Origin of the sequence: Gordonia paraffinivorans NBRC 108238, from assembly GCF_000344155.1 — a bacterium.
GTDB classification, from domain to species: domain Bacteria; phylum Actinomycetota; class Actinomycetes; order Mycobacteriales; family Mycobacteriaceae; genus Gordonia; species Gordonia paraffinivorans.
Genome location: NZ_BAOQ01000003.1, coordinates 50557 through 75571, shown reverse-complemented (window position 1 = coordinate 75571; position 25015 = coordinate 50557). Strand labels below are relative to the sequence as shown.

Below are 25015 nucleotides of genomic sequence, written 5' to 3'. Positions count from 1 at the left end.
CGGCAGATCGAGGCCTCCCCCGCTACCCCTTGCGCAACAGGTAGATGTCCATGATCCAACCGATCCGTTCGCGCGCCTCGGCACGCGCGGCCACGATCCGGTCGGTCACGTCACCGACCCGGCCGCTGATCAGGATCTCGTCGGCGGTGCCGACGTAGGCACCCCACCAGATGTGGTCGTCGGGGTCGGCGGTGTGCCGAAAGGCGAGATCCCCGTCGAGCATGACGATCTGGTTGGCGTCCGCACCCGCCGGGGTCTCGGCAAGCCGACGGCCGGTGGTGATGTGAATCGGCTCGCCGACGCGGTTGGCCACGATGCCGTGCGCCGCGGTGAGCGCACTCGCGCTGGTCACACCCGGGATCACCTCGACGTCGAGGTCGAGGTCGTCGTGGGCGGACAGATCCTCGACGATGCGGAGCGTGCTGTCGTAGAGCGCCGGGTCGCCCCACACGAGGAACGCGGCCACCCCGCCGTCGCCGACCTCGTCGCGCAGTGCGCGGGCGATCAGATCCGCACGTGCCGCATGCCAGCGCCGGACCTCGGCGTCGTAGTCGACGGGATCGCGGTCGCGGGGCGGGTCGGGGATCTCGACGAGCGAATATCCCTGCCGCGCATGGGCGTCGAGGATCTCACGACGGGCCTGCAGCAGACCGCTCTTGGCCGCCCCCTTCTCCAGCACGAGGAAGGCGTCGACGTCGGCCATCGCGTCGACGGCCTGAAGGGTGATCTGGCGCGGGCCTCCGGGGCCGATCCCGATGACCCGCAACGTGATCCGCACGGTCAGATCTTCACCTTCGGCAGGCCGTGCTTGCGCGCGGTCATGTCCAGGACGAGCTGACGCGGCGCGAGGCGACGCAGCAGGAAGACCAGCGGGGCGTTGTTGCCCCGGGCATAGAAGGGTTTCGGGTGGTCGGCGAGCGCGGCGTCGACGATCTGTCGGGCCATCGACTCGGCACTGATGCCGGCGTCCTCGTTGCGACGCGTCGCCGCGGCCAGGGTCTCGTACTCGGCACGGTAGGGCGAGTTCTCGCCGATGTGGATGCTGCGCCGGTCGCCGATACCGGTCGCGATGGTCCCCGGCTCGACCGCGATCATGCGGATCCCGTACGGCGCCACCTCACGCCGGGTCGCGAAGGCGAAGGCCTTCAGCGCCGACTTGGTGGCCGCGTAGTTGGAGCGGAATGCGACCGGGAAGCTCGACAGCATCGACCCGACCATGACGACGGTTCCGCGACGCCGCTCCCGCATCCCGGGCAGCACCGCCTTCGTGAGGGCGATCGGCCCGAAGACGTTGACGCGGAACAGATCCTCGATCGCCTGCATCGACGTGTCCTCGAGGGCGCCGGCCTGCGACTCGCCGGCGTTGTTGACGAGGATGTCGACGGCCCCGACGGTCTCGGCACACGCGGTGGCCGAGTCGTAGTCGGCGTTGTCGAGGCGGACATAGGTGACGCCCGGGATCGGGTCGCGCACGGTGTCGGGGTTGCGGGTGGTGCCGAAGACGCGGTGCCCGCGGGCGACGAACTGACGGGCGACCTCGGCGCCGATGCCGCTGGTCGCGCCGGTGACGAGAACGGTCTGTGAGCTCACGCCCGCTACCGTAGCGCAGCCCTCGGCGGGCACACCGGACCCGCGTCAGACGAGTCGGTCGTGGCGACGGGTGAGAATGCTCAATTCCGCTGCGACACGGTCGGTGTCGGGACCGTAGGGCAGCCGGGGATCGCGCGTCCACCAGTCGACGAGGCGCTGGAGAGGCGTGCGGCGGCCGGGCGGGGTCCGACGGGTCAGGACGACGAGTCCGATCACGGCGACGAGGACGGCGGCGGCGAGGACGAGGGCTGCGATGATCATGGCAGCAATTTTCCGCCCGCAGGAATTTCGCCAACAGTGGCATGAACGTCAATATGCGCAAATCTTCTGCCATACTGGCGGGATGCTGAAATCCGTCGGCGTCCTCCTCCACGGCAACGTCGCGCTCTTCGAGTTCGGCGTCGTCTACGAGGTGTTCGGCCTCGACCGCTCCGACGACGGCGTCCCGGTGTTCGACTTCCGCGTGGCTGCGCCCGAACCGTCGCAACCGCTCACCGTGGGTCGCGGCATCTCCGTGCAGGTGTCCCACACACTCGACGAGTGCCGCGACGTCGACCTCGTCGCGATCCCGGGCGGCAAGACCGACGGCAACTACCCCGAGGAGATCCTCGACACCGTGCGTGCGGTCGTCGACAACGGCGGGCGTGTCCTGACCGTGTGCTCCGGGGCGTTCGTCGCGGGTGCGGCCGGACTCCTCGACGGCCGCCGCTGCACCACCCACTGGCGCTACGGCGAGGAACTCGCCCGGCAGTTCCCGAAGGCGCAGGTCGACACCGACGTCCTGTTCGTCGACGACGGACCGGTGACCACCAGCGCGGGCACCGCCGCCGGCATCGACGCGTCGCTGCACCTGGTCCGCGAGGCGTGGGGAGCGAGCGTGGCCAACCGCATCGCCCGGCGGATGGTGGTGTCGCCGCACCGCGACGGCGGCCAGCGCCAGTTCGTCGACATGCCGATGCCCGCTTGCTCCGACGAGGGGTTCGGCGAGCTGCTCGGCTGGCTGCTCGAACATCTCGACCGCGACGTCACCGTCGACGCCATGGCCGAACGCATGCACATGTCGAGCAGGACGTTCGCCCGGCGATTCGTCGACGAGGTCGGGGTGTCACCGCGGCGATGGCTGACCGAACAACGGGTGCTCGCCGCCAAGGAGCTGCTCGAATCGACCGATGCACCGGTCGAGGAGGTGGCGCGCCTCGTCGGGTTCGCGTCGGCGACGCTGCTGCGACATCACTTCGCGGCGTCCGTCGGGGTCTCGCCCCTCGTGTACCGGAGACGGTTCGCCCGGTCGCCACGCCACTAGTGGAGCGGAAAAGTCTCAGGTCAAGGCCGGTTCGGTGCCCTCGGTAGGATTCGAACCTACGACCTACCCTTTAGGAGAGGGTTGCTCTATCCCCTGAGCTACGAAGGCGTCGCGCCCGCGCGGGCGGCACCGGAGAGTCTACGGCAGCAACCCGGGTGCACACCGCACCCACCCGTCACTTCCGTTTACGCCCACCGCCGCGTCACCGAGTACCGGCACAGCGACGAGGCGCGTACGCCCGACAGTGGCGGCAAGCAGATCGCGCGTGAGATGGGTCTCGCTCCGGCGATCGCGCGCGACAGCCTCGCGCACCGGTTCCACGGGTCGGCGGCGCGCACGCGCGGCGTACGTCCAGATACCCCTTGACCTGCGCGGACGCCGTCCGGGTGCCGCCGCCTACGACGCTGGGTACAGTGGTCGGCGACACGGAACCGGGCGATCACGGCTGCGTTCCGGGACCGCCGCACAGCCCTCGGCGACGAGGCCGTTGCCGGAATCGGTCCGTACACTTCGTATCGGTAACAGTTTGGTCAACCGGGGAGGGTTCTTTCTTGGTGCACGCAGCGAGCTCGGCGCGCACCGCCGGCGACGACGTCTCGACGTCCGAGGTCTCTTCGACCTCCGTCGCCGAAACCGCGCCCGCCACCGCCGAGACCGACCCCTCCCCCGCAACCGGCACACCGGACGCGGGCTCCGCCGCCACCGCGACTTCCGACGCAGACCGGAGCGACGAGGCCACACGCCGTGACTCCGCCCGACAGGGTGCCGTCGACGCTGCGGCGATCAAGAAGGCCCGCTCCCGCGCGCACACCGCAGACTTCGTCCGTGTCGCGCTGTTCGCCTTCGTCGTCGTCGCCCACAGCGTCAACGCCATCAACGGCGGCCCCGACGAGGTGCGCGCCGCGAACCTGATCGGCACGCTGTGCCATCTCACCCGCTACGGCTTCGTCGCGGTGACCCTGTACGTACTTGTCCTCAGCACCCAGGGCCGGGACATGTCCCCGGTGCAGTTCTGGCGCCGCCGATTCGGCCTGGTGATCTGGCCGTACCTGGCTTGGACCGTGATCTACACGATCACCGATCACGTCATCATCCGGGACAACCCGTTCCCGCCGATGAACGAGCTGTTCCCCCAGCTCGCCCACGATCTGCTCGTCGGCGAGGGCAAGTACCAGCTGTACTTCCTGCTGATCTCGATGCAGATCTACCTGTTCTTCCCGCTCATCTCGTGGATCTTCGAGCGCGGCCGCAACCACCCGTGGACGCTTCTCTCCATCGGCGCGGTCATCCAGGTCGCGATGTTCGTGGTGTACCAGTACCTCCCCCGGCCCTCCGGACAATTCTGGGACGTCACCTACCAGCACCTGTGGAAGACGCTGCCGATGTACGCGCTGTTCATCGCGATGGGCGTGCTCGCCGCGCAGCATCAGCAGGCCGTCGACAAGTGGCTGCGCGACCACATGGCGGCGGTCTTCCTGGTCGCCGTGGGCGCTGCGGCGTTCACCTCGGCCGCCTACCTGCTCGCGACCTCCCCGGGCAACGTGCCGTGGAAGGCCAACACGGCCTGGAACCCGGCCAGCCTGCCCTGGTACGTCGCCGGCTTCGTCCTGCTCTGGCTGATCGGCCTGCTCTGGGACGACCGCCGCGCGTCCGGCCGGCCGGCCGCGGCGAACGTGGTCGCCAAGGCGACCCTGCGCGCGTTCGGCGTGTTCGCCGTGCACCCGCTGATCCTCGACGTCCTCGGGCGCGTCGGCTTCCTCAGCGGACTGTTCGAGTGGTTCCCGAACTCGGCCACCCTGCGTTCGGTGATCCTCGTCGTCGTGGTCCTGACCCTGTCGCTGCTGCTCGTCGAGCTCTTGCTGCGCCTGCCGTTCAGCAAGTACCTGACGGCCCGGCCCCGCATCCCGCTGCGCCTCGGGCGCCGCACCAAGGACGACGGCCGCAAGACCGACGACCAGAAGACACCGACCGAGGCCCCCGTGGCGGCCGCCCGGAACTGACAGCCGGCGCCGGGCGCCTCAGCCGGGTCACTTGTACTTCGGGTTGTTCATCACCGGGATCTCGATGTTGATCGGCATCCGCAGCTCGGACACATACCAGAGGACGAACTGCCTCAGGAACTCGTCGATCGCCCAGTAGGCCTCGCGCGGCATGCCGAGGTCGAGCAGGCCCTCGCGCACGAGCACGTACGGCGTCCACGCCGTCTCGAGCAGTGGGCTCCAGACGGGCTCGCGCGGGATCTGCAGCCAATCGGCCGACTGATCGCCCAGCACGAATCGCGTCAACGCGCCCAGCACGCCGCGGGACAGCAGCGTGAGGTCGAGATTCATGCCGAGGTCGAGCAGCATGTTCGCGAGCTTGCGCCCCTCGGGGGTGGGCTGCAGGATCGGGTCGAGCACCTGCTTGGCCTGCGATTCCGCGGTGGCCCAGGAGTTGGGGATGTACTCGTCCTTCACGCCCAGCATGTGGGCGGTGACCTGCCACGAGTGCAGGAAGCCCTCCGACTCGTCGGGTGCGATCGGCACCTTCCACGTGCGGAAGTTCCGCATCACCGTCGTCGGCAGGCTGTGCCACGTGACCATGATGTCGGCCTGACTGATCGGCACCGACTCGTCGGCGGAATGCACCCAGTGGGGCGACTGCGGCAGCAGATACCGGACGCCGGCGTGCGCCATCCGGGTCTTCAGGCAGGTCACGATCATCTCGCCGCCGGGCTGATACGCGTTGAGCGAGCCGATGTCGTAGCCGAGTTTCGCTGTCTTGGTGATGCGGTCCTTGAGGTCCCAGCCGCCCTTCGAGTAGTAGACCGACCGCGCCTCGCGGGGGATGAGCGTGCTCATCATGCCGCTGGCGAAGCCGTAGATGACGCCGAGGTAGGTGCCGCGCTTCTGGTTGAACTTCACTGCGGTGGCGAGCTTCGCCCGGTCGGTCCACGGCGGCAGCTGCCGTGCGTGTTCCATGAAGTCCCGCAGTTCCTTCGGCAGTCCGGCGGGCAGGGGCTGCGAGTTCTTGTGCCAGGTGCGCAGGAGTCTGTTCACATGCGGGGCCTGTCCGCTCTCGATGACCTTCGCGATCACCGGGTCGGCCTCGTCGTCCCAGACCTGCCTCGGGTCGGCGCCCGTTCCACGCCCCGGCAACGAGTTCGCCGGCGACCAGGTCCACGGCGTCGCCGGGGCGACCGCGGCAACGGCTCCGGCCGCACCGACCATCCCGCCCGCCTTCAGCAGCTTGCGCCTGTTGAGTGCTTCCATCGTCCCCGTCCCCATCCTCGTCGAGGCGCATCCCTCGGCGATGTATCAATGTGACAATCTGCGTAACCTTGTATCCTTACGTACCATCGTGTGACCGAGGGCACACCGGAATCGAGATAATTCGGGATTGTTGATCCGGGCGGAGGATCGCCGGAGACGCAGGAGGGACTCGTCTGATGACATCCAACGCCGCCGAGCTGACCGGCACCGTGAAGCCGCCGCACGGATCGTCGTCGAGCTCGGTGATCCAGCGGGCGTTCCTGGGGTCGATGACCCCGACCGCCGCGGAGAACGACCCGACCGCCGAGCGTCTGCTCGACGCCGCCTACGACCTCTTCTGCAGATTCGGCATCCAGCGCACGGCGATGGAGAAGGTCGCCAAGGCCGCAGGCGTGACCCGCGTGACCCTCTACCGCAAGTTCGCGACCAAGGACGCCCTGGTCGACGAGGTGGTGCTACGCGAGTTCCGGCGCTATTTCGACCAGTTCCGGGCCGACATCCCGAAGGCGAGGACCGCCGCCGACCGCGTGGTGCTCGGATTCGTCGGCTCGCTGCGCGCCTTCGCGGGAAACCCGCTCATCAGCGGCATGGCGCACACCGAGTCGAGCATGCTGATCGAGTCGATGATCGGCGACGACGGACTCCTGCTGTCGGTGGTGCAGCAGTTCGTCGCGGCCCAGCTCCGCCGGGAACAGGCGGCGGGCAACATCTCCGCGGACCTCGACGCCGAACTCGTCGCCGAGATGTTCGTGCGGATCTCGGCGTCGTTCCTCACCGTCCCGAGCCGCGTCGTCGACATCACCGACGACGCGCAACTGGCCGACATCGCGCGCCGGTTCCTGGTCCCGATGCTCGAACCGCGCCACTGAGACGAACGAGCCGGGGCCGTCGCGGACGACGACCCCGGCTCGATGTGCTGAGTCGGTGGTGACCGTCAGCCGTGATCGGCGAACTTCTTCGCGATCGTCTCCTCGCTGTGCTTGACGGCCTGGTCGGCGAACGGGCCGATGAGACCGCCGAGCAGCTTGCCCGCGATGCCGCCGGGCAGCTTGAAGTCGAATGCCACGGTCATCTCGGTGCCGCCGTCCTCGGCGTCGGCGAACTTCCACGTGGAGTTGGCGCTGAACCCCTCGACGGCCCTGAGTTCGATCAGTTCGTTGGGGATGTACTGGGTGCACTTGACGACGCTCTTGAGCGTCTTGGGGCCGACGTCGATCGCGACCTCGAAGGTCGAGCCCAGTCCCTGGGTCTGCTCCGTGGTCGGGGTGAACCGCTTCACCCCGAAGAGATACTCCGGGACGTTCTGATAGCCGTCGACGTACTCGAAGACGCGCTCACGCGGCGCATCGACCTTCACCTGGTGGCTTACCACTCCCACGCTGGTCCCCGTTCCTGCAGTGTCGGTGACCCGGCTCGTCCGGGTCGGTGTCCGAGAGATTAGAGACTATGTCCTCGACGCGGCCGAGGTCCCGTCCGACACGACGGCGATTTGCCAGTCCGGCTGCGGGTCGGATATCCCTTCAGACGATGTCGACGACAACGGGCGGATGGTCCGAGCTACTCGCCCGCAAGCACCGGGCCGCGGTCTCCGTCTTTGCCGGCGGCATCCTCGTCTTCGCGATCAACACCTTCCTGACCTCCGCGTCGTTGCCGAGCACCGTCGCCGACATCGGCGGCGAGGAGTTCTACGCCTGGGTCGTCACCGTCTTCCTCATCGCCTCGGTCGTCTCGTCGATGCTGGTGACCCGCTCGCTGGCCCAGTTCGGCGCGCGCGGCGCCTACCTGATCGGGTTCAGCGCGTTCGCCGTCGGCTCGGTGATCTGCGCGCTCACCCCGACCATGGGAATCCTGCTCGCCGGACGCCTCGTCCAGGGCCTCGGCGGCGGCCTGCTGACCGGGTTGGCCTTCGCGGTCGTGCAGATCGCGCTGCCGCGACGCATCTGGTCCCGTGCGGTCGCGCTGATCTCGGCGATGTGGGGCGTCGGCAACCTGGTGGGACCGGCGCTCGGCGGCATGTTCGCCGAACTCGGACTGTGGCGGGGATCGTTCTGGTTCCTCGCGGCGCTCACCGCCGCGATCGCCGTCCTGGCCGCGCGGGCCCTGCCCCGGGGTCGCGGGTCCGGCGACCGGCATCCGCTGCCGTGGGCGTCGCTCGCGGCGGTGACGGTGGTCGCGGCCGCCGTCTCGGTGGCGTCGGTGGCGGCTTCGACGACGGTGATCGTGCTGCTGGGCGTGCTCGCCGCCGCCGCGATGACCGGTTTCGTCGCCGTCGACCGTCGTGGGGACACGGGCCTGCTCCCCCGCCTCGCCTACACCCGCGGCAACCCGCTCAAGTGGATCTATCTGTCCGTCGCGGTCCTGGCCATCGGGTCCACCACCGAGGCGTTCCTCCCACTGTTCGGCCAACAGGTCGGCGGGCTGTCGCCGTTCGCCGCCGGTCTGTTGCCCGCGGCGCTGTCGTCGGGGTGGACGATCGCGCAGATCACCAGCAGCACCTGGGCGCACGGTCGTGCGGCGTCGGCGGCGCGGGTTGCCGGCCCCGGGTTGCTGGCCGTCGGCCTGAGCGGCTACGGCGTGCTGCAACCGCTGTCCGGGGCAGCAGCCGTCTTCGGTTGGTATGCATGCCTCGTCCTCGCCGGGACCGGGATAGGCATGGCGTTCCCCCACGTCGCGACGGCCGCCATGGGCATCACCACCGATCAGGCCGAGGCCGCCCGCGCGTCGGCCGGGGTGAACTCGGTGCAGATGGTCGCCAACACCGTGGGCACGGCGGTCGCCGGCCTGCTCGTCAGTCTCGGCTCCGATCCGGCGTCGTCGACCCGGTTGCTGTGCTTCGGGTTCGCCGGGCTCGCCGTGCTCGGCGTGGGGATCGCGATGCGGTCGGTACGGCCCGCAGGACCGTCCGCGGACTGAGACATCGGTGAATCCGCGCGTCCTACCGCAACGAGGAGGCCTTGTTGCGGTAGGACGCGGACTCATTCGCGGATGGTCATGCCCGTCACCAGATCGCCCTCGATGGCGAAGGTGAATGTGGACGGACCGTTGAAACCGTCGCCGCCCACTGTCGCGGTCAGGGTGACCGATTCGGAATCACCGACCGCACCGAGCGGCGCAAGCGTCGCGCGCTTGCCGATCAGCTCCGCATCGCTCCAGCGCCGGATCTCGTCACGACCACTGAACACTCGGCCCCAGTCGTCAACACGACCGTTGACGGCGAACGCATCCAGAAAGGCGTCCGTGTCACCGCTGTTGACGGCATCGAGCAGTCGCTGCACAGGTGTGGGCACATCGACCATCTTCATCTCCTTGCGTCGCAATGAAATCAGCGTGTGGTGTAGCCGCCGTTGGCGAACAGGGTCTGACCTGTGATCCACCAACCCTCGGTGCACAGGAACGTGACGATCGGTGCGATGTCCTCGATCTTGGTCAACTGTCCGCCCATGGCCTGCGACTTGTGGAACTCGACACGCTCGGGGGTTTCCTGTGGATAGAAGAACGGCGTGTCCATCGGACCGGGGCCGATCGCATTGACCGATATTCCGCGGTCGGCGAATTCCTTCGACGCCGCGCGGTTGAAGTGTTCGACCGGACTCTTGCCACCCGCGTAGGTGGAGTAACCGTCCGTGTACGCGGCGAGCAGGCTCGTCACGATGGTGATCACCTTGCCACCCCGCTCGAGATGCGCGCCTGCCTCCTTGATGAAGAAGTACGCGGCCTTCGCATTGACGTCGAACATCACGTCGTAGTCCGCCTCGGTCGTCTCGAGGATCGGCTTGCGGAGGACCTTGCCCACGGTGTTGACCGCGATGTCGAGACGACCGAACGCAGCGGTTGCGGCGTCGAAGAGATCGGTGACCGCAGACGCAGTCGTGAGATCTGCCTGGTGGGCGGCGGCCTGCCCACCCATGGCCCGGATCTCGGCGACGGTGTCGTCGGCAGCAGCCTTCGTCGCGTCACTGTTGTAATGAATCAACACATCGGCTCCCCGACGCGCGAGATCGAGCGCAACCAGCCTCCCCAGGTTCTTTGCGCCGCCGGCCACGAGCGCACCCTTCCCGTCGAGTCGGGTGATTTCTGCTGATTTCTCCTGTGTGGTCATGCACCCAGTCTTTGCGGAACAAACACAAAGATCAATCGATGTTTTATGGTGCTAACACAAACACGACTTGTATAAGGACATGCATGCCCCTTCCTGAGACCGAACTCCTCGACACCCGCCGTCTCCATCAGTTCGTGGTGGCGGTCGAATCTGATACGTTGTCCGCGGCCGCGGCTCGACTGTTCCTCACACAACAGGCCTTGTCCGCGTCGATACGCCAGCTCGAGCGCGACGTCGGCGTTCCGCTCTTCGACCGGCGCCGCCGCAAACTCCACCTGACCGATGCCGGCAACGCGCTCTTTTCCGGCGCCAAGTCACTGCTCGCGGGCAATCACGCGCTACTCACCCAGGTGCGTGAGACGGCGAAAGGCGAAAGCAAACCCTTCGTCGTGGGGCACTCGCCCGCCATCTCCGGCGACGAGGTCTACCGTCTCATCACGCCCGCGATCGATCTGATGCCGCATCAGCCGATCACAGCGCGGCAGGTCTTCCCTGGTCAGCTCCGTGATCTGTTGTTCGCCAACGAGATCGACGTCGCGCTCCGTCGCGGCGTCGAGTCGTCGGCGAATCTCGTCTCGGCCGTGTTCGCCTACCACGAGTTGAGAATCGCGGTCGTCGCCGACCATCCCCTCGCGCACCGCAATTCCGTCTCGGTTCTCGACCTCATCGATACGCCCATTGTCGTGTGGGCACCCGAGCGACGGTCCTTCTACACAGACTTTCTCGTATCGTTTTGCCGCCGTGGCGGTTTCGAACCAACTCTGATCGTGAATCCGGTCCAGGGCACACCGCCTGCCACGGCAGTTGCGCGATTCCCCGAAGCCTGCGCGTTCGTCACCGACCCTCCGGGTGACCTGCACGGTGGGTCGGTTCGCGTCGTCTCGTTCGACGATCCGCCACTGGCCCCGGTGCAAGCGCTGTGGTTGCCATACACCCACTCACCGGTTCGAGACGCGATCGTGCGCGGCCGACCGGACTCGGACTGGGCCAGGGGCTCCGGGACGCGGCCGGGAGCCGGCCCCGCATCGCGCGCGAGACCGTAGTTTTCCTCCACGTCACACAGGGGCAACGGCGGGCATACACCCAGCTCATAGCGTCGAGGCGCTCGCAACCGCGGCACCCCAGCGTCGTCGTCGCACCCACCGGAACCGGAGGTCGGCGTGAAACACCAGGAGCAACCATGAGTGGCAGCATGTCCCGCCGTCAGGCCATCGAGGCCGTGACCTCCTACGAGGTATCGGCCCCCGGCTTCACCGAACCTCTGGCAGACACGTTCGGCCGCAACGTCTTCGGTCTGTCGGAGATGAAGAAGCGCCTTCCGAGGCACGTCTTCAAGGCGGTCGCGGCGACCATCGACACCGGCTGCCCGCTCGACCCCACTCTCGCCGACTACGTCGCGGTCGCGATGAAGGACTGGGCGATCGAGAAGGGCGCCACCCACTACGCACACGTCTTCTATCCGCTCACCGGCCTCACCGCCGAGAAGCACGACTCGTTCCTGGAACCCGATTCCAGCGGGACGTCGATGGCCGAGTTCGCCGGCAAGACCCTGCTGCAGGGTGAGCCGGACGCGTCGAGCTTCCCCAACGGCGGCCTGCGCGGCACCTTCGAGGCCCGCGGCTACACCGGCTGGGACGTGACCAGCCCCGCGTACATCCTCGAGAACCCGAACGGCAACACCCTGTGCATCCCCACCATCTTCATCTCCTGGACCGGTGAGGCGCTCGACATGAAGACCCCGCTGCTGCGCAGCCAGCAGGCGATGAGCAAGCAGGCGATGCGGCTGCTCAAGCTCTTCGGCCACGACGATGTCGACACAGTCGTCTCCTACGCCGGCGCCGAGCAGGAGTACTTCCTCATCGACGAGCACTTCTTCTACGCCCGACCCGACCTGATGACCTCCAACCGCACCCTCTTCGGCGCACCGCCGTCGAAGGGCCAGGAGTTCGACGACCACTACTTCGGCGCCATCCCGGATCGCGTGCTGTCGTTCATGATCGAGCTCGATCGCGAGCTGTTCAAACAGGGCATCCCGGCCAAGACACGCCACAACGAGGTCGCCCCGGGTCAGTTCGAGATCGCCCCGGTCTTCGAGCGTTCGGTCCTCGCGCACGACCACCAGCAGTTGATGATGACGACGATGAAGAACGTCGCCGAGCGGTACGGGATGAAGTGCCTGCTGCACGAGAAGCCGTTCTCCGGCGTCAACGGCTCGGGCAAGCACGTGAACTTCTCGCTGGGCAACGCCAACCAGGGCAACCTGCTCAACCCCGGTGACACGCCGCACGAGAACATGCAGTTCCTGACCTTCTGCGGCGCCATCATCCGTGCCGTCCACAGGTACGGCGGGCTGTTGCGCGCAGCCGTCGCATCGGCGTCGAACGATCACCGACTCGGCGCCAACGAGGCACCGCCGGCGATCATCTCGATCTTCCTCGGCGAACAGTTGATGGACGTCTTCGAGCAGATCGCGAAGGGCGGCGCGACCGGGTCGAAGGCCGCCGGCGTCATCGAGCTCGGGGTCGACACCCTGCCGCCGCTCAAGGCCGATCCGGGTGATCGCAACCGCACCAGCCCGTTCGCGTTCACCGGCAACCGATTCGAGTACCGCGCACCGGGATCCAACCAGTCCATCTCGGATCCGATGGTCGCGATCAACACCATCCTGGCCGACTCGCTCGACCACATCTCCAGCGAACTCGAGAAGCTGCTCGACGCCGGCGTCGACCTCAACGACGCCGTGCAGAAGGTGCTGCAGCAGATCGTGATCGACCACGGTGCGGTGATCTTCAACGGCAACGGCTACTCCGACGAATGGCAGCACGAGGCCGCCGCCCGCGGACTGAAGAACCTGCGCACCACCGTCGACGCGGTGGTCGAGTACACCTCGCCGGAGGTCGTGGAGATCTTCGAGAAGTACGGCGTCCTGTCCAAGCGCGAACTCGAGGCCCGCGAGGACGTGATCTTCGAGTACTACGCGTTGACGCTGCTCGTCGAGGCCAAGGAGACCTCGGAGATCGCCAAGACGCTCATCATGCCCGCCGCGATCCGCTACCAGGGCGAGCTCGCCGGGACCGCCGCATCGCTCAAGATGGCCGGGATCGACGCCCCCACACCGCTTCTCGAGGACCTCACGGCACTCATCGGGAAGTTCCAGGAGGCGATCGCGACCCTCGACGCCGGGATCGCCGAGATGCACGGCGAGAGCACCTACGAGGAATCGAAGTACGCTCGCGACGTGCTGATCCCGGCGATGTCGGCGGTGCGCGAGGTCGCCGACACGCTCGAGGGCATCGTTGCCGACGACCTGTGGCCGCTGCCCACCTACAACGAGATGCTCACGATTCTCTGACCAGCGGCGTCGGACAGGGACCACTGTGCCCGTCGGATCCACTCCGGCGGGCACAGTGCTGTGTCGGCGGCTACCGCACCCGCAACGACAACGCCACGACGAGCCGGGTGGCCGGATCGGCGAGGTCCATACCGGTGAGGGTCTCGATGCGACGGATGCGGTAGCGCAACGTGTTCGGGTGGACGTGCAGGTCGTCGGCCGCCGCCCGGACGTCGCCGAACCGGTCGAGATAGGCGCGCAGCGAGGCGGTGAACCCGCTGCCGGTCCGCTCGTCGAGATCGGCGAGTTCGGTCACGCGCGGATCGACGAGGTCGGGGTTGTCGGCGAGCAGCGCCACGATCTCGCCGAGCAGCACGCCGGTGCGGGAGGCGGCGACGGTCGTGACCTCGTCGATCAGCTCCCCTTCCAGGGTGGCGGCGTCGAGGACGCGGTCGATCTGCGCGCGTAGGCGCGGCACCGACGCGAGCACGTCCGGGCCGGCCACCACGGCCCGGATGCGGGCGTCGAACTGGCGGGCCGTGGCGTCGACCGAGACCCGTGCCCAATCCGTCGCCGCCTCCCCGGCCACCCCGGGGAGCACGGCGTAGGCGCGGTCCCCGATCGTCGCCGTCACCGACGACGGGCTGAATGCGCTGGCATGCAGCGTGAGTGCCGACAGGCGGCTGCGGTCGGCGGCCAGTGGCGCCGGCGGTCCGTCCGGGTTGCTCCGGCCGGCGAAACCGACGACCGTCACCGGTTCCGTCGTCCTCAGGTGCAACTGCGCTGCGAGGTCGTCGACGTCGATGACCTCGCCACGCGCACCGAGGAGTCGCCGGACGAGTTCGTCGTGCCCGGTTCCCGCCGTTCGGCGGCGGGCGATCACGCGGGCCGCGACCGCCGCGGCGCCGACGAGCACCTCGTCGGTGTCGGGCGCGAACGGTCGGGCGGCCTGTTGCAGCCACACGACGCCCAGGAACTCCCCGCTCCCGGGCGCACGGATGGCGGCGGCACGCCGTGGACGCAGGCCGAGGTCCGCACGCTCGGACACCGCCACCACACCGCTCGACGTGCGCAGCGCGTCCATCACACCCCACTGCCGCAGCCACGCGAGCATGTCGGGTGGACCCTCCCGCCCGAGGATCGACAGGCGCCGCAGCTCGTCGGCCTCGTCTCCGGCGGAGCTGTAGGCGAGCACGTGGGATCGCTCGTCCTCGATGCTGACCAGGCCGTTGGTCCGGCGCGCGAGCTCGGCGGCGAGTTCGAACAGGTCGCCCGTCGCCCCCGACTCCATGGACTCGCCGGCGGCCGCGTCGGCGCGCGCGGCGTCGAGGACGTGGGCGACGAGATTGTAGACGCGTTCCCAACGGGCGTGGCGATCTATCCCGACGACGGCGGTCCCGAGACGGGCGGCGACCTCGGTCAGCAGTTCCGACGGAGCCTTGCCGAGTACGGCCACCGGGCGATGGCTGCCGAGGCCGCCCAGCAGGACCGCGCTCTCCTCGTCGGAGAGCCCGACCAGGAGGTGGACATCGGCGGTGCGCGCGGCGTGGTCGAGACCGAACCGGACGTCGTCGGCGTCGATCAGCGCCACCGACCGCACCGGGACGTCGAGTCCTCGGGGTGCGGTGACCAGGGTCGCGACGGTCCGGTCGAGCGCCAGGACGAGTCGTCCGAGCGCCACCCCCGACGATTTGTCCATATGGACAATTCTACGGAGTACGGCTTTGCCGATCGGCCATATCGACAGAAGGCGACCTCAGGTGAACTCTCGATATGGACGCCATCACCTCTCCCCCGCGGCCGGCCAACGAGCCGGTCCACAGCTATGCACCCGGTTCGCCGGAGCGCACCCGGCTTCTCAACGAGCTCACCACCCAGTCCGAAAGGGGTAAACGCGAGCTGCCGCACATCATCGGCGGACGACTGCGGCTCGGGCACGGCGAGCACATCGACGTCGTCCAGCCGCACGCACACCGCGAGGTGCTCGGCTTCATCACCAACGCCACGCACGACGACGCGCGGGCCGCGGTCGACGCCGCGATGGCCGCCGCCGACGACTGGGCGCACACGGGTTTCGACGACCGCGCCGCCGTGCTCCTGCGCGCGGCGGAGCTGTTGTGCGGTCCGTGGCGCGAACGGATCGCCGCGGCGACCATGCTCGGGCAGTCGAAGTCGGTGCAGCAGGCCGAGATCGACGCGCCGTGCGAGCTCGCCGACTTCTGGCGGTTCAACGTCCACTTCGCCCGGGAGATCCTCGCCGAGCAGCCGATGTCGTCCCCGGGCGTGTGGAATCGCCTCGAGTACCGGCCGCTCGACGGCTTCGTGTACGCCGTGACGCCCTTCAACTTCACGGCCATCGCCGCGAACCTGCCGACCGCGCCCATGCTGATGGGCAACACGGTGGTCTGGAAACCGTCTCCCGCCCAGGCATATTCGGCGCAGTACACGATGGCGCTGCTCGAGGCCGCCGGCCTGCCGCCCGGGGTGATCAACCTGGTCCACGGCGACGGCAAAGCCGTCTCGGATGTGGTTCTCGCGGACGAGAACCTGGCCGGCATCCACTTCACCGGGTCGACGACGACGTTCAAATACCTGTGGCGGCAGGTCGGCGCCAACATCGACCGCTACCGCAACTACCCGCGCCTCGTCGGCGAGACCGGCGGCAAGGACTTCATCGTCGCGCACCCGTCGGCCGATCCCGCCGCGTTGCGGACCGCGTTGATCCGCGGCGCGTTCGAGTACCAGGGTCAGAAATGTTCGGCGGCCTCCCGCGCCTACATCGCCCGGTCCATGTGGGAGAAGATGGGCGACGACCTCCTGAGCGAGACGACGCAGATCACCTACGGCGACGTGCGCGACCTGTCGAACTTCGGCGGCGCGCTGATCGGCCAGAAGGCCTTCGACAAGCAGATCACGGCGCTGCGGCGGGCCAAGTCGTCGCCGCGGATCACCGTCGCGGTCGGAGGCCAGGTCGACGACTCGGTCGGATGGTTCGTGCAGCCCACCGTCCTGCTGGCCGACGACCCGACCGACGAGGCGTTCTCCGTCGAGTACTTCGGCCCGATCCTGTCGGTGTACGTCTACGACGACTCCGACTACGAATCCGTTCTCGGACTGGTCGACTCGACCGCGGGCTACGCCCTCACCGGAGCGGTCTTCGCCACCGACGTCGCCGCGGTCGCGCTCGCCTCCGACCGGTTGCGCAACGCGGCGGGCAACTTCTACATCAACGACAAGCCCACGGGCGCCGTCGTCGGACAGCAGCCGTTCGGCGGCGGCCGCGCGTCGGGCACGAACGACAAGGCCGGGTCAAAGCAGAACCTGCTGCGCTGGACGTCGACGCGCACGATCAAGGAGACGTTCACCCCGCCGACGAGCTGGCGCTATCCGCACATGGGCACCGACCTCACGGGGATCTGACGTGGGCGCCTTCGACACGCTGCTCCGGCCGGGGATTCTCGCTGCCGCCCGCAGCGACCGGATGAAACAGATGTCGCAGCGGTGGGCGGCCACCGAGAGGGTGGTCCGGCGGTTCGTGGCGGGCGAGACGCTCGACGACGTGCTCGCCGCGATGCGGCGCGAACTCGACGACGGCCTGTCGGTCACGGTGGACCACCTCGGCGAGGACACCACCGACGAGGCGCGCGCCGAGGCGGCGGTCGCCGCGTACGTCACGCTGCTGGAGGCGATGCCGACGCTCGGCGATCGCCCGCCCGGTTCGCTCGAGGTATCGCTCAAGCTGACCGCGCTCGGGCTGCGCCTGCCCGAGCACGGGTCGAAGATCGCCGAGGAGAACGCACGGACCATCACCGCGGCCGCCCGTCGGGTCGGCGCGCTGGTCACCGTCGACGCCGAGGACCACACCACCGTCGACGAACGGCTCGCCATCGTGCGGTCGCTGCGTCGCGACTTCCCTGACGTCGGAACCGTCCTGCAGGCGTATCTGCGTCGGACCGAGGACGATTGCGCGGAGTTCGCCGCCTCCGGAGCGCGCATCCGGCTGTGCAAGGGCGCCTACGCCGAACCGCCGTCGGTCGCCTACCCTGATCGGCGCCTCGTCGACGAGTCGTACCTACGGTGCCTTCGGATCCTGATGAAGGGCGACGGATATCCGATGGTCGCGAGCCACGATCCGACGATGATCGAGGCCGCATCCGTGCTGGCCGACGAATTCGACCGCGCACCGGACGGCTGGGAGCACCAGATGCTCTACGGCATCCGCACCGACGAACAGCGTCGGCTGGCCCGGTCCGGGGCCCGAGTGCGGGTGTACATCCCCTACGGCACCGAGTGGTACGGCTACTTCGTGCGGCGGCTGGCCGAACGACCGGCCAACGTGGGGTTCTTCCTGCGGGCGCTGGCCGGGTGATGCGCCATCCGTCGGCCGCGGGCACCACCGCCTGGACCCCGCCTGGACCGTTGCCCTTCCGCTCATCGGATCGAATCAGCGGCAACGAAGCCGGTCAGATGGCGTGCGACGGGAGTTCGGTTGTCCTACAACGGCTGCGGACGCCGAACCGGGTCGGCGGCGCGGGCGGGATCCAGCTCGACGTCGGCGAGGAGGGTCGCGGGTCCGACGCTCAACGTCCCGGACGTGAGCGGTTGCGCACGCAGGCCGCCGCGTCCGATCAGCGCCTTGCGAACCCCCTCGCCCGCGACGGTGTCCATCCACGCGCACGGGTGCGCGGGCCGACCGCCGCGGAACCGGACGGGTCCGGAGCCGGTGTCGAGCGAGAACTCCCGTCCCCGTAGCGGGTCCAGTTCGAGGCCTCGCACCAGGATGTTGCGTCGGGCGAGCACCGGATCGGCGTCACCGGCCGCAGCCGTCCAGGCCTCGAGCGCCAAGAAGGAGACCGCGGCCTCGGTGTGGGCTCGCACGCCGAAGAACCTGTCGCCGCGAATCCCCTTGTCGGCGACGACCTCCACCGTTCGCGGGCTGTGGGTCTCGACCTCGTCGGCAGGTCCGTCCTTGGGCCGCCCGAAGTACGCGTGAGCCGGCGACACCACGAAGGTGACGATCTCACAGGGGTATCGGCGGGACATCAGTACCCCGCGAACGAGTCGGTGTGAATCCGCCACGGCCGCAACCGTGTCGCCGCGTCGAATCGGCGGACGGTCGCCGTGGTGCGCTCGACGAACGCCGGGGCACCCGAGACGTAGTAGTGGACGGGTTCCTCTCCTCGGTCGCCCGCCCCGTGTGGGCCGACGAGCTCGGCCAGGCGGCCCGGATCGTCGATGCCGTCGGCGAGCTCGGGCCCGACGACCGTCACCACCTGCGCGCCGGCCGAACGCGCCTGCTCGAGTTCGGCCTCGTAGACCGCTCGTTGCGGCGACCGCAGCACGTGCACCAGGGTCAGTCGCGACAGATCCGCGCCGGCGAGCGACCGCACCATCGACACGAACGGGGTGATCCCGATCCCCGACGCGAGGAGCACCACCTGCACGGTCGACGGGAATCCGCGCGGCAGGACGAAATCCCCGCCGATCTCGTCGACCCACACGCGCCGCGCGCGGCCGTCGAGGAGCGCCGCCTTGAACGCCGAGGGCTCCCCGGAGACCGTGAAACCGAACTCGACCGGCGTCCCCTTCGGCACGGACACGAACGAGAAGACCCGCCGGGACCCGACCCACACCGGAGCCCGCCAGCGCGGCACGCTCACGCTCGACCACTGTCCCGCACGGAAGGCCGGTGCGCCGCCCGCGGGTTCACCCTGCAGCGCATACGTGTTCTCGGCGAGCGGTTCGGCGGTCACGTCCAGACGCACGCGCCGGGCGGTGCGCGTCGCCAGGCGGACGACGAAGGCGTACGAGCACCCGACCAGCAGCGCGACCTCCGGCACGAAGGCCAGGGTGTAGGAATCGGTCACCTCGACGGTGTGCTGGCAGTGCATCAGGACGCCGACGAGCGCGGCGTAGATCAGGCGGTGCAGTCGGGTCGCCGGCGATGTGAGCGGCTCGGGCAGCATGATCGCCGCGACGAACAACATCGGGCTCGACACGATCCAGGTCCTGAGATCCTGTCCGCCGCGGACCAGTTCGACGACCCCGATGGTCACCAGCGAGGCGACGACGAAGACAGTCACCAGCTGCCAGTCGCGGATCAGCGTCACCACGAGGGCGCCGACGACGATCATCGGCATCAGCATCGGTTCGGCGGCCACCCACCAGAACGGGAAGTCGACCTGCCCCACCCCGGCGTAGGCCAGGGCATAGCATCCCACGGCGCCGGCGACCGCCGGGTTGACGATCAGCCGTCGCCGCCAGGCGACCAGGTATTTCGACGCCGACGCGATCACCGCGCCGGTCGCGACCGTCGCCACCGCGGTGTCCTCCGAACCGCCGGGCAACACGAAGAACAGGATCAGAGCGGTGATGAGCCACGAATCCGAGTTCGGCGGCACCCGCAGGACCGCGGCGATCGCGTAGCTGGAGACGAAGCCCGCGACCACCGCGACGACCAGCCACACCGCGAGATCGGCGGGCCGGTAACCGAACTCGGCGTCGACCGCGGAGACCACGAACGCCGCCACCGCCAGCACGACGAGACCGCACAGCACCGCGCGGTACGGGGTCAGCAACCGCCGCGCCGCATCGACCGGCGCTTCCAGACGCACGAGTACCGACTTCACAGGAACAACTCCAATCCCGGGACCGCCGTGTGCTCGACGCTCCCGTTGCGGCGGAAGGTGACGTGGTGGAACCCGTCGGCGTGATGGTCGAAATGTCCGCGCAGCCGGGCCGCCGGGGTGAGGAACAGTGCGGTGGCCAGGCCGTCGGCCTCCATCGCCGACGGCGCGATCACCCAGGTGGCCAGCACCTCCCACGCCGGCGAGGCGGTCCGGGGGTCGACGATGTGATGCCAATCCGCCCACGCCCGCCGGTTCGACGCCGAGGCGCAGATCGCTCCGCCGTCGAGGGTCACGACCCCGATCGCCTTGGCCGGGTCGAGCGGGTGCTCGAGTGCGATCCGGACCGGCTGCTGCCGCGCCGATATGACCATGTCCCCGCCCGCGTCGACGATGTACTCGTCGACGGCGTCCGCGACGATGCCGGCGACCCGGTCGACCGCGAACCCCTTGCCCGCCGCGCCGACGTCGATCAGCGCGGGCCGTCGCAACTCCAGAACGCCGTCGTGACCGGCGATCACGTCGTCCCAGGCGGGGACCGACGGAACGGATTCCGCGGGGCGCAGCGCATAGTCGGCGTCGTAACCGGCTGCGGCGAGGGTCCCGCCGACGAGCGGGGTCACCGCGCCGCCGGTCAGGTCGTACAGCCTCCGATACCAATCGAGCAGCGGCTGGTCGGTGGCCTCCACCCGGTGGCTGCCGCCGGCACGGGCCATCTCGGCGACGGCGGAGTCGTCGCGAAACCTCGACCACGCACGATCGATCCGCTCGATCTCGGCACCCACCGCCGCGACCACGGGCGCCGCCAGTGGCGCCGGGGTCGTGATCGTCCATCGGGTGCCGATCGCCTCGAAGACCCAGTCGTGCACGGGGAGGGGATTCCTCGAGCCGGGACTCAGCCGGCCGCCTCCCGCTTGATCTTCCCGATCGCCTCGTTGAAGCCGCCCGAGGTGAGCGACGATCCCGACACCTTGTGCACGTCGATGTCGTCGATGTTCTTGCCCACCACCACGTCCGCGATGCCGCCGGCGAACTTGCCCTGGTACTTCAGCGACGGGCCCTTGGTCTGCCTGGTGTCGACCGACACCGACTTGATGACGTTGTTCGACAGGGTGACGGTGACGCCCACCTTCTGCGGGCCTCCGGGCGAGATGTAGCCGCCCTCCGCGGTGTATTCGCCGTCCTTGTAGTGGACGTCGTGCGAGGCGTCGTGTCCGGCCGGATGGGACGTGGCCGAGGTGGCCGAGGACGACGAGTCGTCGGACGAACACGCACCGGCGACGAGGCCGACCGCCGCCATCGCGGCGACCACGCCGCCGGTTCGGGTCAGCACCGCACGGCCGGAGCGGGCCGACTCGGCACGCGCGGCGTCACCGGACACCTCGGCCGCACCGGACAGATCGGGATCGATGCTCGAATCACGGGTCATCGACCCATTGTCCCCGATGACCTGCACTCCGGTGATCCCACCCGCGCCCCGGCGCGTCAGCGACCGGCGGCCGCGACGCGCGCCTGGATCGCGTCCACGAACACGGTGCGGATGTCGGCGGCGTCCTTCGCGACGTAGGTGGTGCCGCCGGTGGCCTCGGCGATCTTCGCGAGCGCCTCGGTGTCGGCGTCGTCGGAGATTCCGATGGTCAGGACGAGCACCGGGCGTGCCGGGTCCTCGAGGCGCTTGAGCTCGGCCAGCAACTCGTCGAGCGTGATGCTGTTCGGGTCGTCGTTCTGGCCGTCGGTCATGACGATGACGCTGTTGGAGTAGTTGGGGTCGTAGGTGTCCTGGACCTTCTTGAACGCGGCCAGCGTCGTGTCGTACAGGCCGGTGCCGCCACCGAGATCCGACAACCCGTCCTCGACGGCCTCGGCGAGGGCCTCGCGGTGGGTGCCGCGGCCGGAGGGTGCGTCGAGGCGCTTGATCGGAGCCATCTCCACCCAGTCCTGGCCGTTGCCGCCCTTGTCGACGCTGAACGCCCAACCGCCGATCTGCGTGTTGTTGGGGAACAGCTTCAGGCCGGTCTTCGACGCCTCGATCAGCAGTTCGGCGCGCGTCGCGCCGCCGGCCGCCGCTGCCATCGAACCCGAGGTGTCCTGCACCACCAGGCTGCGGATCGGCACGCCGAGAACCTGCCACTGGCGCAGCGCCTTGTCCACCGAGGCAGGATCTCCCAGCTGGAGGCGTTTGACCGGCTCGCCCACCCCGTTGCCCTCGGGGTCGCGGTACCCGGCGTCCGCGAGCGCCTTGCGGCCCGTCTCCGAATCGAGCGCGGCCACCAGGGCCGCTCCGGCCTCGGCGGCGACCTCCTGCCGGGCCGTCGCCGCGGTGTTCACGAGCGGGTAGTCGAGGGTGACGGTGCCCGACTCCGGGACGCTCGACTTCAGCTCCGATCCCGGGTGGGTGCGCACGAACTGCTGGTACTGCTGCTCGGTGGTCACCACCGGCACACCTTCGCGGTCGGCGAGGTTGAGCCGTGCGCCCTCGCTGTCGTTCTGCAGGCGCGCATTGTTCTGTTGCACGGCGAGCACCGTCATCGCCTCGGTGAACTTCTCGTTCGTCAGCTCGCCCGCGTCGACGGCCGCGAGGGCGCCGATGATCGGGGCGTCGCCGGTGCTGGTGTCGATCGGGCTGCCGGTTCGGAGGTTCGGCAGCTTCATGACGTCGACCCAGGTCTGCAGCTCGGGTACGTCGCTGCCGACGACGACCGCCGGGGTCGAGGCGATCGACGGGGAGACGAGGTCGAGTTCACGACGCACCTGCGTCGTCACCCGGCGGGCCTGTACCTGGGAGTCCGCGACCCACAGGTCCGGCGCCGCGGCGCCCTGCGTCATCAGGCCCGGCACGTCGGCGCCGGCCGCGGTCTTGACGTCGAAATCGAAGCAGGAGGCCTTCGACGCCTGCCGCGCCACCTCGCTCAGCGCGTTGGTCATCGCGGCGTCGGAGACGACCGCCACCTTGGTGCGCTCGCCGCATCCCGACGTACTGGTCTTCCAGATGACGAATCCGGTCACGAGGCCCGCGACGACCACCAGCGCGACGATGCCCCACAGCCACGGACTGCGGCGACCGGTCCGCGGCTCGCGGTGCTCGAAACCGAAATCGTCGTCGCCCGCGTCGGCGGCCGGACGAAAGCCCCCGGTGTCCGACGCGCGGGGGCTGCCCGACGCGGCCCGGAAACCGCCGCTGTCGGATGCGCCGCGGGAGCGCCCGGTGTCGGATGCGGCGCGGGAGCGCCCGGTGTCGCTCTCGGCACGGGGGCGTCCGGGGTCACCCGCAGCGCGGAACCCGCCGGTGGCCCGTCCTGTCGGGTTCTGCCCTGCTGGATTCTGCCCTGCTTGATTCCTCGCCGCCGGATTCTTCTCCGACCGGCTCCACTCGTTGCCCGCGCGATCGCCGTCTGAGCTGTGACGCCCCATAGATGTTCTCGTTCCCCTCGTGCGGCGGTGCCCTCACACCGCCCGACGCATCAGCGCCGACAATCGAAGCCCCCGACGCGGCGCGTCACTCGAATACTTCCCGGAATTGCTGCAGCGACTTCGTCAGGTCCCCCGACACCATCTCCGCGACGGCCTTGCCCACGGGACCGATGAGCGGCAGCCCACCCAGATCAACTGTGAACGTTACTTCGGTTCCCTTGGCGGTGGGAGCCACGCCCAGGTCCAGCTTCGCCTTGATCCCGGCCTTGGCCTTGCCCTTGAGACGCACGTGCGAGGCGTGGTCGAGCTTCTCGACCACCCAGTCGAACTTCCAGTGGAAGCCGTTGATGTCGAAGATCGAGGAGACCTTGGTGCCCTTCCGGAGTTCCGCGGAAGTCGGGATCGGCCCGTTCCAGCCCTCGAGGATCACCAGCCACTCGGGATACCGGGAGAGATCCGTCAACCCGGCCCAGGTATCTTCCGGGGACAGCCCGATCTCGATGGAGTTGCTCGTCTTCGCCATGGCCCCAGAGCCTAATGTCCCCGTGACGCGGGCCACCGCACCGGTGGCCGAACAGGCGCGCGGACTCCTCGGCGCCCGACTGGTCGGGCACGGGGTGACGATCGTGCTCACCGAGGTCGAGGCCTATGCGGGCCCGGACGACCCGGCGTCGCACGCCTACACGCGCACGCCCCGCTCGGAGATCATGTACGGCCCGCCGGGACGGCTGTACGTCTACCGCATCCACGGCCACCACTGCGCCAACATCGTTGTGCGCGGCACCGGTCCCGCCGCGGCGGTCCTGTTGCGGGCGGGCGAGGTGGTCGGCGGCGCGGAGATCGCACGCGAACGGCGGCATGCGACGCGGTCGACGCCGGTGCCCGACGCGCATCTCGCCCGCGGCCCGGGAAATCTGTGCCGGGCTCTGGGGATCACGATGGACGATCTCGACACGGACCTCACCGACCCCGCGTCCCCGGTGCGACTGGAGACCGCGAGCCGTCGGCCGGGTCGGATGCGGGTGGTCGCCGGCCCCCGTGTCGGGGTCCGGCTCGCCGCGGACCGGCAGTGGCGGTTCCACATCGACGGCCACCCGTCGGTGTCGCCCTACCGGCGCCATCCGCGCGCCGGAGGGTGACAGCCCGTCACTTGTCGTTCTCGGGCGCCTTCTGCTCGGCTCCGACCGCCTTGCGGACGGCGTCCTGCGCCTTGTCCACCTGCTCGGCGTACTTGTTGCCGGTGGCCTTGTCGATGGCGTCGCCGCCCTTCTCGATGAGGTCCGGGTTCTTGCGCAGGGTGTCGCGCGCCTTGTTGACGAGGCCCTTCAGATCCATGTCTCTCCTGGGTCGACGGGCCGGACTCCTTCCGGCCACCGCGTGAGTCTATCCGCGTTCAGCGCGGAC

General features: G+C 69.0%; 24 protein-coding genes and 1 tRNA gene. 9 read left to right on the top strand and 16 right to left on the bottom strand.

What is annotated here, in order from left to right:
• Positions 1 to 22: 22 nt before the first annotated feature.
• The 3 genes from cobF to GP2_RS02200 are packed head-to-tail and all read right to left on the bottom strand — an operon-like array spanning position 23 to position 1851.
• Entirely contained in the window at positions 23 to 778 is a 756-nt protein-coding gene (cobF, locus tag GP2_RS02210; RefSeq protein ID WP_006898827.1) for a precorrin-6A synthase (deacetylating), read from the bottom strand.
• 2 nt (positions 779 to 780) lie between these two features.
• The gene (locus tag GP2_RS02205; protein WP_040526241.1) at positions 781 to 1590 is read right to left on the bottom strand and encodes an SDR family oxidoreductase; all 810 of its coding nucleotides are present in this window, start codon (positions 1588 to 1590) and stop codon (positions 781 to 783) included.
• Positions 1591 to 1635: 45 nt separating this feature from the next.
• Positions 1636 to 1851 carry a hypothetical protein gene (locus GP2_RS02200; RefSeq protein WP_006898825.1) on the bottom strand — a complete coding sequence of 72 codons (216 nt, stop codon included), beginning with the start codon at positions 1849 to 1851 and terminating at the stop codon, positions 1636 to 1638.
• An 82-nt stretch (positions 1852 to 1933) separates the two neighbouring features.
• On the opposite strand from GP2_RS02200, the gene GP2_RS02195 reads away from it, so the two are divergent.
• Positions 1934 to 2893, top strand: coding sequence for a GlxA family transcriptional regulator (locus tag GP2_RS02195; RefSeq protein WP_006898824.1), 960 nt, complete (start codon positions 1934 to 1936; stop codon positions 2891 to 2893).
• 35 nt (positions 2894 to 2928) lie between these two features.
• Here the strand turns inward: GP2_RS02195 and GP2_RS02190 are convergent.
• Positions 2929 to 3001: transfer RNA gene (locus tag GP2_RS02190), tRNA-Arg, on the bottom strand.
• 674 nt (positions 3002 to 3675) lie between these two features.
• On the opposite strand from GP2_RS02190, the gene GP2_RS02185 reads away from it, so the two are divergent.
• Positions 3676 to 4893 carry an acyltransferase gene (locus GP2_RS02185; protein WP_083900176.1) on the top strand — a complete coding sequence of 406 codons (1218 nt, stop codon included), beginning with the start codon at positions 3676 to 3678 and terminating at the stop codon, positions 4891 to 4893.
• Between the two features lie 27 nt (positions 4894 to 4920).
• On the opposite strand, the gene GP2_RS02180 is transcribed toward GP2_RS02185, so the two are convergent.
• A complete protein-coding gene (locus GP2_RS02180; RefSeq protein WP_006898821.1) occupies positions 4921 to 6144 on the bottom strand; it encodes an oxygenase MpaB family protein in 1224 nt (407 codons plus the stop codon).
• 176 nt (positions 6145 to 6320) lie between these two features.
• Between GP2_RS02180 and GP2_RS02175 the strand changes: the two genes are divergently transcribed.
• Entirely contained in the window at positions 6321 to 7013 is a 693-nt protein-coding gene (locus GP2_RS02175) for a TetR/AcrR family transcriptional regulator (RefSeq protein WP_006898820.1), read from the top strand.
• A gap of 65 nt (positions 7014 to 7078) precedes the next feature.
• Here GP2_RS02175 and GP2_RS02170 read toward each other — a convergent pair whose 3' ends face one another.
• Positions 7079 to 7522, bottom strand: a complete 444-nt coding sequence (locus tag GP2_RS02170; RefSeq protein WP_006898819.1) for an SRPBCC family protein — start codon at positions 7520 to 7522, stop codon at positions 7079 to 7081.
• Positions 7523 to 7671: 149 nt separating this feature from the next.
• Between GP2_RS02170 and GP2_RS02165 the strand changes: the two genes are divergently transcribed.
• Positions 7672 to 9057, top strand: coding sequence for an MFS transporter (locus GP2_RS02165; protein ID WP_006898818.1), 1386 nt, complete (start codon positions 7672 to 7674; stop codon positions 9055 to 9057).
• 62 nt (positions 9058 to 9119) lie between these two features.
• Here GP2_RS02165 and GP2_RS02160 read toward each other — a convergent pair whose 3' ends face one another.
• Positions 9120 to 9440 (bottom strand): nuclear transport factor 2 family protein, encoded by a 321-nt coding sequence (locus tag GP2_RS02160; RefSeq protein WP_006898817.1) that lies wholly within the window; start codon positions 9438 to 9440, stop codon positions 9120 to 9122.
• Positions 9441 to 9466: 26 nt separating this feature from the next.
• The gene (locus GP2_RS02155; protein ID WP_006898816.1) at positions 9467 to 10243 is read right to left on the bottom strand and encodes an SDR family oxidoreductase; all 777 of its coding nucleotides are present in this window, start codon (positions 10241 to 10243) and stop codon (positions 9467 to 9469) included.
• Positions 10244 to 10377: 134 nt separating this feature from the next.
• On the opposite strand from GP2_RS02155, the gene GP2_RS02150 reads away from it, so the two are divergent.
• On the top strand, positions 10378 to 11286 hold the full coding sequence (locus GP2_RS02150) for a LysR family transcriptional regulator (RefSeq protein ID WP_373278918.1): 909 nt from the start codon (positions 10378 to 10380) through the stop codon (positions 11284 to 11286).
• Between the two features lie 137 nt (positions 11287 to 11423).
• Positions 11424 to 13595 (top strand): glutamine synthetase III family protein, encoded by a 2172-nt coding sequence (locus GP2_RS02145; protein WP_040526238.1) that lies wholly within the window; start codon positions 11424 to 11426, stop codon positions 13593 to 13595.
• 70 nt (positions 13596 to 13665) lie between these two features.
• Here the strand turns inward: GP2_RS02145 and GP2_RS02140 are convergent, their stop codons facing one another.
• Entirely contained in the window at positions 13666 to 15273 is a 1608-nt protein-coding gene (locus tag GP2_RS02140; RefSeq protein ID WP_006898813.1) for a PucR family transcriptional regulator, read from the bottom strand.
• A 74-nt stretch (positions 15274 to 15347) separates the two neighbouring features.
• Here GP2_RS02140 and pruA point away from each other — a divergent pair, with 74 nt between their 5' ends.
• Entirely contained in the window at positions 15348 to 16994 is a 1647-nt protein-coding gene (pruA, locus tag GP2_RS02135) for an L-glutamate gamma-semialdehyde dehydrogenase (RefSeq protein ID WP_006898812.1), read from the top strand.
• Between the two features lie 61 nt (positions 16995 to 17055).
• Complete coding sequence (locus tag GP2_RS02130) at positions 17056 to 17943, top strand: proline dehydrogenase family protein (RefSeq protein ID WP_083900175.1); 888 nt, start codon at positions 17056 to 17058, stop codon at positions 17941 to 17943.
• 125 nt (positions 17944 to 18068) lie between these two features.
• On the opposite strand, the gene GP2_RS02125 is transcribed toward GP2_RS02130, so the two are convergent.
• The 6 genes from GP2_RS02125 to GP2_RS02100 all read right to left on the bottom strand — a co-directional run bounded on the left by GP2_RS02125 (position 18069) and on the right by GP2_RS02100 (position 24134).
• Positions 18069 to 18617, bottom strand: a complete 549-nt coding sequence (locus tag GP2_RS02125) for a hypothetical protein (protein WP_006898810.1) — start codon at positions 18615 to 18617, stop codon at positions 18069 to 18071.
• A complete protein-coding gene (locus GP2_RS02120; RefSeq protein ID WP_006898809.1) occupies positions 18617 to 20203 on the bottom strand; it encodes a ferredoxin reductase domain-containing protein in 1587 nt (528 codons plus the stop codon). The genes GP2_RS02125 and GP2_RS02120 overlap by 1 nt, the downstream gene beginning before the upstream one ends.
• Positions 20200 to 21069, bottom strand: coding sequence for an FAD:protein FMN transferase (locus tag GP2_RS02115; protein ID WP_006898808.1), 870 nt, complete (start codon positions 21067 to 21069; stop codon positions 20200 to 20202). The genes GP2_RS02120 and GP2_RS02115 overlap by 4 nt, the downstream gene beginning before the upstream one ends.
• Before the next feature lie 26 nt (positions 21070 to 21095).
• Entirely contained in the window at positions 21096 to 21629 is a 534-nt protein-coding gene (locus GP2_RS02110; RefSeq protein WP_040526264.1) for an FMN-binding protein, read from the bottom strand.
• 56 nt (positions 21630 to 21685) lie between these two features.
• Complete coding sequence (locus GP2_RS02105) at positions 21686 to 23611, bottom strand: substrate-binding domain-containing protein (RefSeq protein WP_006898806.1); 1926 nt, start codon at positions 23609 to 23611, stop codon at positions 21686 to 21688.
• Positions 23612 to 23696: 85 nt separating this feature from the next.
• Positions 23697 to 24134, bottom strand: a complete 438-nt coding sequence (locus tag GP2_RS02100) for a type II toxin-antitoxin system Rv0910 family toxin (RefSeq protein WP_006898805.1) — start codon at positions 24132 to 24134, stop codon at positions 23697 to 23699.
• On the opposite strand from GP2_RS02100, the gene GP2_RS02095 reads away from it, so the two are divergent.
• A complete protein-coding gene (locus tag GP2_RS02095) occupies positions 24112 to 24750 on the top strand; it encodes a DNA-3-methyladenine glycosylase (protein ID WP_006898804.1) in 639 nt (212 codons plus the stop codon). The genes GP2_RS02100 and GP2_RS02095 overlap by 23 nt on opposite strands.
• A 7-nt stretch (positions 24751 to 24757) precedes the next feature.
• On the opposite strand, the gene GP2_RS02090 is transcribed toward GP2_RS02095, so the two are convergent.
• The gene (locus tag GP2_RS02090) at positions 24758 to 24946 is read right to left on the bottom strand and encodes an antitoxin (RefSeq protein WP_006898803.1); all 189 of its coding nucleotides are present in this window, start codon (positions 24944 to 24946) and stop codon (positions 24758 to 24760) included.
• Positions 24947 to 25015: the final 69 nt, after the last annotated feature.